Consider the following 13,690-nt stretch of genomic DNA (forward strand, 5'->3'; position numbering starts at 1 on the left):
ATTACCGTAGTGTATAGAGGAGGAGTAGGAATGAGCAGTAATCGTCAACAAAAAATACGTAATTTTAGTATTATTGCCCATATTGATCATGGTAAATCTACCCTTGCCGATAGATTGATAGAAAAAACAGGCTTGCTTACACAAAGAGAAATGAAAGATCAAATACTAGATAGTATGGACTTAGAAAGAGAAAGAGGCATAACCATAAAGCTTCAAACAACTCGTCTGATCTATAAGGATCAGAATGATGAAGAATATGTACTAAATTTAATAGATACACCAGGACATGTAGATTTTACCTATGAGGTATCAAGAAGCTTAGCTGCTTGTGAGGGAGCTGTATTGGTAGTAGATGCAGCTCAAGGTGTAGAGGCTCAAACTTTAGCAAATGTTTATTTAGCTCTTGATCAAGATTTGGAAATTGTACCTGTTATTAATAAAATCGATTTACCTGGCGCAAGGCCAGAGGAAGTGAAGGATGAAATAGAAGATATTATTGGTATTGATGCAAGTGAGGCACCATTGGTTTCAGCAAAGGCAGGATTAAATATTGAACAAGTTTTAGAAACCATTGTTAAGAATGTGCCATCTCCTACAGGTGATGAAGAGGGTATACTAAAAGCATTAATATTCGACTCTTATTATGATAGTTACAAAGGTGTTGTAGCTTATGTGAGAGTGAAACAAGGAACTGTAAAGCCGGGAGATAAGGTTCTTATGATGGCCACTGGCAAAAAATTTGAAGTAAATGAAGTAGGGGTGTTTACTCCTGGACCTATGAGTGTAGATGCGTTAAAAGCTGGAGATGTTGGTTATATAACAGCAAGTATAAAAAATGTAGCGGATACCCAGGTTGGAGATACAATTACAAGTGCACAAAATCCTACTAAGGAGCCGTTACCAGGATATAAAAAAGTAGTACCTATGGTATATTGTGGGGTTTATCCAGCTGAAGGAGAAAAATATGAAAATGTAAGGGATGCATTAGAAAAATTAAAAGTAAATGATGCTGCATTAGATTTTGAACCTGAAACTTCTAATGCATTAGGATTTGGTTTTAGATGTGGATTTTTAGGACTTCTTCATATGGAGATCATCCAAGAAAGGCTAGAAAGGGAATTTGACTTAGACTTAATCACTACATCCCCAAGTGTTATTTATAGAATTACAAAAACAGATGGAGAAGTTTTGATGATTCAAAATCCAAGCAATTTACCTTCAACCCAAGAAATCGCTTTTATGGAAGAGCCACTTGTAGATGCAAACATTATGCTTCCTAATGAATATGTTGGAAATATTATGGAATTGTGTCAAGATCGAAGAGGAAGTATGAAAAATATGGAATATATAGATGAGAGAAGAGTGTCCCTTCATTATGAATTACCTTTAAATGAGGTGATTTATGATTTCTTTGATGCTTTAAAATCTAAAACAAGAGGGTATGGGTCTTTAGATTATGAATTTAAAGGGTATCAAAGGTCTAAACTTGTAAAAATGGACATATTATTAAACAAAGATGTTGTAGATGCATTTTCTATGATTGTCCATGAAAGTAAAGCTGAATCTCGCGGTAGGGTTGTTTGTGAAAAACTAAAAGAAGTCATTCCCCGTCATATGTTTGCTATTCCAATACAGGCATCTATTGGGACGAAAGTTATTGCTAGAGAGACCATTAGTGCTATGAGAAAAGATGTATTGGCTAAATGTTATGGTGGAGATATATCGAGAAAGAAAAAACTTTTAGAGAAGCAAAAAGAGGGTAAAAAACGTATGAGACAATTAGGATCAGTAGAAGTTCCTCAGGAAGCTTTTATGGCTGTGTTAAAATATGATGATAAAAAATAGTCACCAGATGGGTGACTATTTTTGTTGAATGAGGTGAAAATAAATGAGAGAAATAGGGTTGTATATTCATATACCATTTTGCAAACAAAAATGCTTCTATTGTGATTTTTGTTCCTTTAGTAATAGGGAAAAAGAAATTTCAGAATATATGGATGCTTTAAGGGAAGAAATGAAATCTTGGGAAGAAAAGTTAAAGGGATGTAAAATAAAATCTATATTCATTGGTGGAGGCACACCTTCTATTATTCCAATAAAAGAAATGGACAAAATATTAGAGACAATTCATTCAAATTTCCATATAAATAAGAAATTAGAATTTTCTATAGAGAGTAATCCTGGAACAATCAACAAAGATAATCTTAATTATTATTTAAAGAATAATATTAATAGATTGAGTATGGGGCTTCAAGCATGGCAAAATGATCATCTTAAAAGTTTAGGAAGAATACACAACAAGGAAGAATTTTTGAAAAATTTTTTATTAGCAAGAGAAATAGGATTTGAAAATATTAATATTGACTTAATGTTTGGTTTACCTAATCAAACTTTAAATCAATGGGAAGAAACTTTATATAATGTTATTCAATTGAATCCAGAACATATTTCATCCTATAGCTTGAAAATTGAAGAAAATACTGAATTTTATAGATTATATGAAAAGGGAATATTGAAATTACCTTCAGAAGAATTAGATCGAAGGATGTATCATTTTGCAATGGATTATTTATTAGATTATGGATATAAACACTATGAAATCTCTAATTTTGCAAAGGAAGAAAAAGAATGTATACACAATAAGATCTATTGGAATAATGAAGAATATATTGGATTTGGTTTAGGTGCCCATTCATATTTTAATAAAAATAGGTTTTCGAATACCATGATTATGGAAAAATATATAAATAATATTCATAAAAAATTAAGTCCTTGTGAAGGGAAAGAAAGCATTTCAAGGAAAGATGAAATTGCAGAAACTATGTTTTTAGGCTTAAGAATGATGAGAGGAATCAACATTAAGGAATTTAAGGAGCGGTTTGGATGTACACCTTTTAAAATTTATTCAGAAGAAATTTTAAAATTTAAAAAACTAGGATTGTTATCTACAGATGATCAATACATAAGATTGACAAGACGAGGGATTGATTTATCCAATCAAGTTTTTGTATCTTTTTTACCTGATTAAAAAAATAACAAAAAGGATATTGACAAATGATTTCATTAATGATAATTTTAAATCATAATAGTTTAGCACTCATTAGAAGAGAGTGCTAACAAATAGGAGTGATATTATGGAACTGGGAGAAAGAAAGTTAAGGATTCTGCAGGCCATAATAAGAGATTTTATTTTTACAGCTGAACCCATAGGCTCAAGAACCCTGATGAAAAAATATGATTTAGGAATAAGTGCTGCTACTATACGAAATGAAATGGCAGATTTAGAAGAACTGGGCTTTTTACATCAACCTCATACTTCTTCAGGAAGAATTCCATCTGATAAAGGGTATCGGTTATATGTAGATAGTTTAATGATTATGGACAATTTAGCTCAAAAACAGAAACAGGTTATAAAAAATAGCTTTGTAGAATCTGTAGGAGAGTTAGAGCAGATCATTACGAGCACTTCAAGAATTTTGTCTAAGATGACAAAATTAACTTCTATTGTTTTGTCTCCACAATTTGAGCAAAGCAAGTTAAAATCAGTTCAATTGGTTCCTATTGATGAAAAAAATGTGTTGTTGGTAGTTATATCGCAATCTGGTATTGTGAGAAATGCAATTTTAAGAATCAATGAAGGTTATACATTAGATAATTTAGCAATAATTTCTAAAATATTAAATAGTAAATTAAAAGGTCTAACAATTGGAGATATCAATTTTTATGTGGTTAAAAATATAAAAATGGAAATGAAAAAGCTGAATGCACTGATTGATGCAATTATTCCTGTTTTGTTAGCAACGCTAGAAGATATGGTTAATGTACAATTATATTTAGATGGTATAACAAATATTTTTCATTTGCCAGAGTATCATAATATAGAAAAAGCAAGAGATTTTATGGAAATGTTAGACCAAAAAGAGCATATCATGGAATTGTTAATGGATAGTAAGGATGGTTTAGATATTACTATTGGGAAAGAAAATAAGCATGAAGAAATGCAAAGTTGTAGCTTGATAACAGCAACCTATAAGGTAAATGGATTTATTGTTGGAAAAATTGGGGTCATTGGACCTACAAGGATGAATTATGATCATATTATTTCTGTTGTAGATTGTGTGACAAAGAATCTAACAAATTTATTAAATGATCGCTAAAAGAGAATATGGATCTGGTGCAAAATAGTTATATTTTGTACTAGGTCTATGCCTTTTATCATAGAGATTTACCTATTAAAATATAATCTTAGGCAGGTGAAAGTAATGGAAGAAAATAATTTCCAGGAAGAGAAAAATGATGAAATTGTAGACGATAACTTAGATGCTACAAAAGAAGAATTAAAAGAAGAGTCTCAAATGGATGAAGGTAGCATAGATTTTAAGAAGCTACAAGAAGAAAAAGAAGAGTTAAATAGCCAATATTTAAGAATGACAGCAGATTTTCAAAATTATAAAAAAAGAGTAGAAAAAGAAAAAAGTGATATCTATCAATTTGCAAATGAAAAATTAATATTAGATTTGCTTCCAATTGTAGATAATTTTGAGAGAGCTGTAAAATCTTATAAAGATGAAGGAAAAGATGAATCCTTTACACAAGGAGTAGAGATGATTCTACAACAATTTTTAGAGGTGTTCAAAAAAAATGGAGCAGAGGAAATTGAAGCTTTAGGAAAAGAGTTTGACCCAAATTTTCATCATGCTGTTATGCAAGAAGAAAGTGATGAACATGAAAGCAATACAGTAATAGATGTTTTTCAAAAGGGATATATCCTTAATGGGAAGACTATTCGACCAAGTATGGTTAAAGTTGTAAAATAAAAATTTATACATAAATATGAAGGAGGAAATAATACAATGGGTAAAATAATTGGTATTGACTTAGGAACAACTAACTCATGTGTTGCAGTATTAGAAGGTGGAGAGCCAGTTGTAATTCCAAATGCTGAAGGAAATAGAACAACACCATCTGTTGTAGCATTTACAAAGAATGGAGAAAGACTTGTAGGAGAAACAGCAAAAAGACAGGGAATTACAAATCCTGATAAGACAATTATGTCTATAAAAAGAGAAATGGGTACTGATCATAAAACAACTATTGATGGAAAAGACTATTCACCGCAAGAAATATCAGCAATGACACTTATGAAGTTAAAAGCAGATGCTGAAAGTTATTTAGGAGAAAAAGTTACCGAAGCAGTTATTACGGTTCCTGCTTATTTTACAGATAGTCAAAGACAAGCTACAAAAGATTCTGGAAAAATTGCAGGTCTTGAAGTAAAAAGAATTATCAATGAGCCAACAGCAGCATCTTTAGCATATGGATTAGATAAAGAAAATGAGCATCAAAAGATTATCGTATTTGACTTAGGTGGAGGAACTTTTGACGTTTCTGTATTAGAACTTGGGGATGGTGTATTTGAAGTATTAGCTACTCATGGAAATAATCACCTTGGTGGAGATGATTTTGACCAAGTAATCATAGACTTTTTAGCTGAAAGCTTCCAAAAAGAGCATGGGGTAGATTTAAGAAAAGATAAAATGTCTCTACAAAGATTAAAAGAAGCTGCTGAAAATGCAAAGAAAGAATTATCAAGTACACAAACAGCAAATATAAACTTACCATTTATTACAGCAACTGCAGAGGGACCATTACATTTAAATATGGATTTAACAAGAGCAAAGTTTAATCAACTTTCAGCTAGCTTAGTAGAAGCGACAATGGAACCAACAAGAAAAGCATTAAATGATGCAGGTCTTTCAACAGGAGAAGTGGATAAGGTAATCCTTGTAGGAGGATCAACAAGAATTCCAGCAGTTCAAGAAGCTGTTCAGAAACTTACAGGAAAAGAGCCTCATAAAGGAGTAAATCCTGATGAATGTGTAGCAATTGGTGCTGCTATTCAAGCTGGAGTATTAACTGGAGAAGTAAAAGATGTATTATTACTTGATGTAACACCACTTTCATTAGGAATTGAAACTCTTGGAAGTGTGTTTACAAAATTGATTGAAAGAAATACAACAATTCCTACAAGAAAGAGCCAAGTTTTCTCTACTGCAGCAGATAATCAAACAGCTGTTGATATTCATGTATTACAAGGGGAAAGACAAATGGCAAGTGACAATATCACATTAGGTAGATTCCAATTAGGTGGTATTATGCCAGCACCAAGAGGTGTTCCTCAAATTGAAGTAACTTTTGATATTGATGCTAATGGTATTGTAAATGTTAGTGCAAAGGATAAAGGTACAGGTAAAGAGCAAAAGATTACAATTACTGCATCAACAAATTTAAGTGATGAAGAAATAGAAAAAAAGGTAAAAGATGCTGAAAAGTTTGCAGAAGAAGATAAGAAAAGAAAAGAAGCCATTGAAGCAAAAAATAAAGCAGATACAATGGTTTATGAAACAGAAAAAGCATTAAAAGAAGTTGGAGATAAAATTAGTGCTGAAGAAAAAACAGACGTTGAAGGAAAGCTTGAAGTACTTAAAAAAGCTATAGAAAGTGATGATACAGAAGCTATTACAAAAGCAACAGAAGAATTAACAAATGCTTTCCATGCATTATCTCAAAAGATGTATCAAGAAGCAGCTGGGCAAAATCCAGGTGCAGCAGAAGGACAAAATACAGAGAGTAGCCAGGATGATAATGTTGTAGATGCAGATTATGAAGTGGTAGATGATGATAAATAGATAAAAAGGCACCCAATTGGGTGCCTTACAAATGTGAAAAGTCTTGCGAAAAATAGATATTTCTCATATAATTGATATAGTTTGTGACGCTCACAAAACCTGATTAGAAAGGCGGTGAGAAGAATGTCTAAAAGAGATTACTATGAAGTTTTAGGTGTAGACAAAGGTGCTGATGAACAAACCATAAAGAGAGCCTATAGAAAAATGGCTATGAAATATCATCCAGATAGAAATCCAGGAGATACACAAGCAGAAGAAAAATTTAAAGAAGCCAATGAAGCTTATGAAATATTAAGTGATCAAAACAAAAGAGCAAGATATGATCAATTTGGTCATGCAGGTGTAGATGGAAATGCACAAGGCGGATTTGGTGGAGCATCTGGGTTTGGTGGATTTGAGGATATATTTGGTGATATCTTTGATATGTTTGGAGGTGGATTTTCAAGCTCTAGAAGAAAAGCAGGTCCGAAAAAGGGTGATGACTTAAAATATGAGTTGCCGATAAGCTTTGAAGAGGCCGCATTTGGAGTTGAAAAAGAGATAACCATCAAAAGACATGAGAATTGCAGCACGTGTAATGGAACAGGAGCAAAACCTGGAACAAGCAAAAAAACTTGTAGTAAGTGTAATGGAACAGGTGAAGTCCGTTATGCAACGAGAACACCATTAGGTCAATTTGTAAATGTAAAACCTTGTGATGCATGTAATGGAGAAGGTCATATTATAGAAAAACCTTGTGAAAAGTGCCATGGAACTGGTAAAGAACTAAAACAAAAGAAAATACAAATTAAAGTTCCAGCAGGTGTAGATACGGGTTCTGTCATCCCATTAAGAGGGGAAGGTGAACCAGGAGAAAAAGGTGGGCCTAGTGGGGATTTATATATAGTTTTAAGAGTAAGACCTCATGGAATTTTTAAAAGAGATGGAAACGATGTGATTTGTGAGATTCCAATTACTTTTGTACAGGCAACATTAGGAGATGAATTAGTTGTTCCTACCTTAGATGGGAAAATAAAGTATAATATTGCGGAAGGAACACAAAGTGGAACAATTTTTAGGATAAAAGGTAAGGGGATACCAAGCTTAAGAGGTTATGGAAGAGGGGACCTTTACGTAAAAGTGATTGTAGAAGTTCCTAAGAAATTAAATGAAAAACAAAAAGAATTATTGAAACAATTTGCAGATATAATGGGCGAAGATGTACATGAACAAAGAAAATCCTTTTTTCATAAAGTAAAAGAGGTTTTTGGTATTTAATAGGAACACCCAGTAATGACTGGGTGTTTCATTATATTTTAAAATTTCTGGTAAATATAAATATTCTAGGGTATAATAACAGATAAAGTGAAAAGCGCGGAGGTTTTGTATATGAAATGGATAGAAGTGAAAATTAAAACCACTACAGAGGCTGTTGAGGCGGTAGCAAATATTTTATATGATGTAGGCGTAGGTGGAGTAGCCATAGAAGACCCAAATGATCCTATTTTTAAACAAAAGGAATCTGGAGATTGGGACTATATGGATGAATCTATCCTACAAAGTGATTATGAAGGAGCAATTGTAAAGGGATATCTTCCAGAGAGTGAGGATTTATTAGATAAAATAGAACTAATAAAGCAAAGCGTAGAAAAAATACCACAATATAATCTTGATAAAGGATTGGGAGAAGTGACCACATCAGAAGTATATGAAGAGGATTGGGCCAATGCATGGAAAAAATATTATAAACCTAAAAAAATAGGGGACCAAGTAGTAATCAAACCTTCTTGGGAAGAATATACGCCGTCATCGGATGACATTGTTATAGAACTTGACCCTGGTATGGCATTTGGAACAGGAACCCATGAAACAACGATGATGTGTATACAAAATTTAGAGAAATATGTAAACAACACTTCAACAGTATTCGATATTGGTTGTGGAAGTGGGATTCTTTCTATTGTAGCTGCAAAGCTTGGAGCTAAAGAAGTGATTGGTGTTGATTTAGATGAAGTAGCTGTAAAAGCATCTAAACAAAATGTATCAGACAATGGGGTAGAAAATATTGTTACAATTAAACATGGAAATCTAATGGATGTGATTGATGGACAAGCAGATCTTGTTGTTGCAAATATTATTGCAGATGTAATTATATACTTATCTAACTTTATAAAAGATTTTATGAAAGAAAAAAGTGTTTTTATTGCTTCGGGTATTATTCTTGATAAAGTGGATGAAGTCGTTAATGCTTTAGAAAAGAATAAAATGGAAATTATAGAAGTTCGTAAGCAGGGTGAATGGGCAGCCATTGTTTCAAAACCAACGGGAGATAAAAAAGATGCATAGATTTTTTGTAGATGAGAAAAATATCTCAGAAGAAAACAAAAAAATTTTCATGGATGATTCAGAAGATGTAAAACATATAGGAAAGGTTTTAAGACTTTCTAAAGATGATTGTATAGAAGTTTGCAATGGAAATAATTATGACTACATAGGAAAAATCGTAGCCATATCAAAAGCGCAAATAGAATTAGAAATTCTTGAGAAAAAAATATCAGGTACTGAATCTAATATACAAGTTACTCTTTTTCAAGGAATTCCTAAATCAAGTAAAATGGATATGATTATACAAAAATGTACTGAATTAGGGATCGTAAAAATCGTTCCTGTAATAACAGAAAGAACTATTGTGCAAATAAAAGATAAAAAAGCTGAGACTAAAAAGATTCAAAGATGGCAAAAGGTTGCAGATTCAGCAGCGAAGCAATGCAAACGAGGTGTTATACCCAAAGTTACAGAACCCGTTTCTTTTGAAGAAATGATTCATAATTTATCAACGTATGATTTGAAAATCATACCCTATGAACAGGAACGAAAAGAAGGATTAAAAAATATTTTAAGCACGAACAAAGAATATAAGAAAGTGGCCATCATCATTGGTCCAGAAGGTGGATTTGAACAGGATGAAGTTATAAAAGCTCAAAATGCTGGAGTAAAATCTATTACTCTAGGGCCTAGAATATTAAGAACAGAAACTGCCGGATTTGTAGCTTTAAGTATATTAATGTATGAGATAGGGGATTTAGGAGGCAAATAAATGAAAAAAGTAGCATTTTATACCCTTGGATGTAAAGTGAATCAATATGAAACAGAGGCTATGGGAGAACTGTTTGAAAAAGCAGGATATGGAATTGTAGATAGTGGTGAGCATGCAGACGTATATGTAATCAATACGTGTACAGTTACAAATCTAGGAGATCGAAAGTCACGACAGTTTATCCGTAGGGCAAAAAGAAAAAATCCTAAAGCTATTATTGCAGTTGTAGGATGTTACTCTCAAACATCACCAGAAGAAGTATCTGCCATTGAAGGTGTAAATATTGTTTTAGGAACAAACCACCGAAAAAACATTGTTGAATATGTAGAGAATATACAAGAAGAAAATGAAAAGATTAATGTAGTTGAAAATATTATGGAGATACAAGAATTTGAAGAAATGACTATAGGAGAAATAAAAGGCAAAACTAGAGCATATCTTAAAATTCAAGAGGGATGTAATCAATACTGTACCTATTGTATTATTCCATATGCACGAGGACAGATTCGAAGTAGAAGGTTAGAGGATATTGTAAAAGAAGTACAAAGACTTGCAAAGAATCATTTTAAGGAGATTGTCCTTACTGGTATTCATGTGGCATCTTATGGGAAAGATTTTGAAAATACATCATTACTAGATGTGATTAGGAGTGTGCATGAGGTTGAAGGTATTGAAAGAATAAGACTAAGTTCTATTGAACCAACCATTATGACAGAAGATTTTGTAAAAACTTTGGCAAATTTAAAAAAAGTTTGCCCACATTTTCATTTATCTCTTCAAAGTGGATGTGATGAGACTCTTAAGAGAATGAATAGAAAATATACAACAACAGAGTATAAAATGATTGTAGAAAGAATAAGAAAATATATAAAAGATGTATCCATTACCACAGATATTATGGTAGGATTTCCTGGAGAAACAGAAGAAGAATTTGAAAAGACCATGCAATTTGTAGAAGAAATAGGGTTTGGTCAAATTCATGTATTTAAATATTCTAAAAGAAAAGGAACGCCAGCAGCCAAATTTGAAAATCAAGTACCTTCTCAAATTAAAAATATTCGAAGTGAAAGGTTGATTGATTTAGCGAGAAAAAGTTTAATTAATTATCATGAGAAATTTATGAATACACCTAAAATGGTTTTGTTTGAAACTACAAGTAATGAAAAGGAAGACCATTATGAAGGATTGACAGATAACTATATACGAGTTCTTTGCCAATCTAATGAAAATTTAGAAGGCAAAATATTAAAAGTAACACTTGAAAAAATATCAGGGGAAGTTGTTATAGGAAAAATAGTAAATCAATAGAAGGATTTTTTAAACTTGTGTTGAATAAATAATAGTGAAAGTTTGTAAAGGAGGTGAAAGGAATGGCTGATTGTATTTTTTGTAAAATAGCATCTAAAGAAATTCCATCAAAATTGGTATATGAAGATGATTACATGATGGCTTTTCATGATATAGAACCTCAAGCACCAACCCATGTGGTTATTATTCCAAAAGAACATATAGGGTCTTTAGATGATCTTTCTAATGAACATAAAAATCTTATAGGACATATTTTCCTTTCTATAAAAGATATTGCAAAAGCATTAGATTTAAGAGAGGGATATAGAGTTGTAAGCAATTGTGGAGAGTTAGGTGGTCAAACGGTAGGTCATATACATTTTCATCTTCTAGGTGGAAGACAACTTCAATGGCCTCCAGGTTAAAAAAAGTTGCATAAATTGTTAATTTAATGTATAATAACATAGTGCGATTTCAGACTCCGAAGTTTTTTTACTTTGGCGTTCTACTAGCACAGCACAAGTTTGCTAGCGGAGGGAGGGAGAACTATGTCAACAGAAATAAGAATCGGAGAAAGCGAAACTCTTGAAAGTGCTCTTCGCAGATTCAAGCGCTCATGTGCAAAAAGTGGTGTTTTATCAGAAGTTAGAAAAAGAGAACATTACGAAAAGCCTAGTGTAAAACGTAAGAAGAAAGCAGAAGCTGCTAGAAGAAATAAAGCGAAGAAAAGATTCTAAATTTAAATTTTAAAAGAGGTGTGACGAATGTCCCTCAAAGAGAGATTAATGGCTGACTTAAAGGCAGCTATGAAAGAAAAGAATAAAGTAAAAAAATCTGTTGTGACAATGGTAAGATCTGCCATAAAGCAATACGAAGTTGACAATAGAGCAGAGCTTGATGATGAAGGCATTTTAGAGATCATATCAAAACAAGTAAAGCAAAAAAAGGATGCTATTGAAGAGTTTGCTAAAGGAGATAGAGATGATTTAGTAAATGAGGCAAAAGCTGAAATAGATGTTTTAATGGACTATTTGCCAGAACAATTAACAGAAGATGAAGTTTCACAAATTGTTACTCAAACAATCGAAGAGATTGGTGCAAATAGTATAAAAGATATGGGCAAAGTCATGTCTGCAGTAATGCCGAAAGTAAAAGGCAGAACTGATGGTAAAACTGTAAATAAAATCGTTAAGCAATTTTTACAATAATGACCTAAGCATAGCTTAGGTTTTTATTTTTTTATAAAATATTTTTAAAAAGGCAAAAAATGTAATATACTATAGATATGTAATGACAGGTGATGATTAGGGGAGGTGAGATTTTGAAAAAAATCTATATAAAATTCATAGTATTTATGATTTTTTGCATGCTTTTTAGTATATATAGCTATGCTGAAAATGAAAAAAATGTATATGTTATTCCAATCAAAGGAGAAATCAACCCTGCAGTTACACAGTTTGTAAAAAGTTCACTAGAAAAAGCGGAAAGTGATCCTAATTCTGTAGCTGTGATCTTTGAAATTGATACTTTAGGAGGTATGATCAAAGAAGCTACGAAAATAAGAGATGCTATAATGAAGACACCTCTAAGAACTATTTCTTTTGTAAATAAAAGAGCAGAATCTGCAGGTGCTCTTATTACAATAGCATCAGAAAATATTGCCATGAGCAGTGGGAGTACAATAGGGTCTGCTGAAACCATTCCATACACGGAAAAAAATATTTCTTATTGGAAGGGAGAATTAAGAACTACTGCCCAGCAAAGAGGACGAGATACAAGATTAGTTGAAGCAATGGCAGATAGACGTATTGAGATAAAAAATCCTAAAGATCCAGATAAGTACATTATCAAAAAAGGAGAACTCCTTAACTTAACGACAAAAGAAGCGGAGGAATTAGGATTTACAGACTTAGTAGGAAATAGTTATGAGGAAATTTTAAAAAGGTTTGATATTCAATATTCAGAAATAATAAATATACAGACAGATTTTAAAATGAGTATTGCTCAAATTGTTTCTAGCTCTATATTTTTGCCAATCATTTTAAGTATAGGCTTCATAGGACTCCTTATAGAGTTTTTCACACCAGGATTTGGAATGGGTGGAACATTAAGCATTATTGCTTTTACAGTTTTCTTTGGAGGAAGTATGTTAGCTGGAAATGCAAGCTTTGCAGTGATTTCTATTTTTATTGCTGGTGTGCTTCTTCTCTTGATTGAAGCTATTGCACCTGGATTTGGAGCTCCGGGGATTGGAGGAATACTGTGTATTATCATTAGCATTATATTATCTTCAGATTCTATTGCCCTCGGAATAACATCTTTAGCTATTGCTTTAGTGTTAACGATTATTTCTGCCATATTGTTGCTAAAATATGGACCAAGGAATCAATATTTTGACAAAATTATTCTTGCAACAGCGTTAAAAAAGGAAAAAGGTTTTGTATCAAACGTTGAAAAGGATGAAATGCTAGGATTAGAAGGAGTCACCATCACACCACTGCGTCCTTCTGGAGCCGTACTTGTAAATGATCAAAGAATCGATGTGGTTACAGCGGGAGAGTTTATAGAGGTACATATGAAAGTAAAAATTATTAAGGTGGAAGGTAGAAAAATTGTAGTGAAAAAAATATCTTAGGAG

Annotated in this window: 13 protein-coding genes; all 13 read left to right on the forward strand. The window is 32.3% G+C overall.

The features are described 5' to 3' along the window. Window positions 1-30: 30 nt before the first annotated feature. The 13 genes from lepA to K7H06_RS06385 all read left to right on the forward strand — a co-directional run bounded on the left by lepA (window position 31) and on the right by K7H06_RS06385 (window position 13,687). Window positions 31-1,845 carry a translation elongation factor 4 gene (gene lepA / locus K7H06_RS06325; RefSeq protein ID WP_223039039.1) on the forward strand — a complete coding sequence of 605 codons (1,815 nt, stop codon included), beginning with the start codon at window positions 31-33 and terminating at the stop codon, window positions 1,843-1,845. Window positions 1,846-1,888: 43 nt separating this feature from the next. Next, entirely contained in the window at window positions 1,889-3,028 is a 1,140-nt protein-coding gene (hemW, locus tag K7H06_RS06330) for a radical SAM family heme chaperone HemW (protein ID WP_223039040.1), read from the forward strand. A 106-nt stretch (window positions 3,029-3,134) separates the two neighbouring features. Next, window positions 3,135-4,157 carry a heat-inducible transcriptional repressor HrcA gene (gene hrcA, locus K7H06_RS06335; RefSeq protein WP_223039041.1) on the forward strand — a complete coding sequence of 341 codons (1,023 nt, stop codon included), beginning with the start codon at window positions 3,135-3,137 and terminating at the stop codon, window positions 4,155-4,157. 105 nt (window positions 4,158-4,262) lie between these two features. Beyond that, window positions 4,263-4,817: a nucleotide exchange factor GrpE gene (grpE, locus tag K7H06_RS06340; RefSeq protein ID WP_223039042.1), complete on the forward strand. Its 555-nt coding sequence runs from the start codon at window positions 4,263-4,265 to the stop codon at window positions 4,815-4,817. Window positions 4,818-4,853: 36 nt separating this feature from the next. Then, window positions 4,854-6,689, forward strand: coding sequence for a molecular chaperone DnaK (gene dnaK, locus K7H06_RS06345; protein ID WP_223039043.1), 1,836 nt, complete (start codon window positions 4,854-4,856; stop codon window positions 6,687-6,689). Between the two features lie 123 nt (window positions 6,690-6,812). Continuing rightward, complete coding sequence (dnaJ, locus tag K7H06_RS06350) at window positions 6,813-7,946, forward strand: molecular chaperone DnaJ (protein WP_223039044.1); 1,134 nt, start codon at window positions 6,813-6,815, stop codon at window positions 7,944-7,946. A 111-nt stretch (window positions 7,947-8,057) separates the two neighbouring features. Next, the gene (prmA, locus tag K7H06_RS06355; protein WP_223039045.1) at window positions 8,058-9,014 is read left to right on the forward strand and encodes a 50S ribosomal protein L11 methyltransferase; all 957 of its coding nucleotides are present in this window, start codon (window positions 8,058-8,060) and stop codon (window positions 9,012-9,014) included. Next, the gene (locus K7H06_RS06360) at window positions 9,007-9,765 is read left to right on the forward strand and encodes a 16S rRNA (uracil(1498)-N(3))-methyltransferase (RefSeq protein ID WP_223039046.1); all 759 of its coding nucleotides are present in this window, start codon (window positions 9,007-9,009) and stop codon (window positions 9,763-9,765) included. The genes prmA and K7H06_RS06360 overlap by 8 nt, the downstream gene beginning before the upstream one ends. After that, a complete protein-coding gene (mtaB, locus tag K7H06_RS06365; RefSeq protein WP_223039047.1) occupies window positions 9,766-11,073 on the forward strand; it encodes a tRNA (N(6)-L-threonylcarbamoyladenosine(37)-C(2))-methylthiotransferase MtaB in 1,308 nt (435 codons plus the stop codon). Window positions 11,074-11,135: 62 nt separating this feature from the next. Then, a complete protein-coding gene (locus tag K7H06_RS06370) occupies window positions 11,136-11,477 on the forward strand; it encodes a histidine triad nucleotide-binding protein (RefSeq protein ID WP_223039048.1) in 342 nt (113 codons plus the stop codon). Window positions 11,478-11,600: 123 nt separating this feature from the next. Continuing rightward, window positions 11,601-11,789, forward strand: coding sequence for a 30S ribosomal protein S21 (gene rpsU, locus K7H06_RS06375; protein WP_223039049.1), 189 nt, complete (start codon window positions 11,601-11,603; stop codon window positions 11,787-11,789). Between the two features lie 27 nt (window positions 11,790-11,816). Continuing rightward, window positions 11,817-12,260 carry a GatB/YqeY domain-containing protein gene (locus K7H06_RS06380; protein ID WP_223039050.1) on the forward strand — a complete coding sequence of 148 codons (444 nt, stop codon included), beginning with the start codon at window positions 11,817-11,819 and terminating at the stop codon, window positions 12,258-12,260. Window positions 12,261-12,373: 113 nt separating this feature from the next. Continuing rightward, window positions 12,374-13,687 carry an NfeD family protein gene (locus K7H06_RS06385; RefSeq protein WP_246637644.1) on the forward strand — a complete coding sequence of 438 codons (1,314 nt, stop codon included), beginning with the start codon at window positions 12,374-12,376 and terminating at the stop codon, window positions 13,685-13,687. The last annotated feature ends 3 nt before the right edge of the window (window positions 13,688-13,690 follow it).

It is taken from the genome of Crassaminicella profunda (assembly GCF_019884785.1).
Taxonomy (GTDB): domain Bacteria; phylum Bacillota; class Clostridia; order Peptostreptococcales; family Thermotaleaceae; genus Crassaminicella; species Crassaminicella profunda.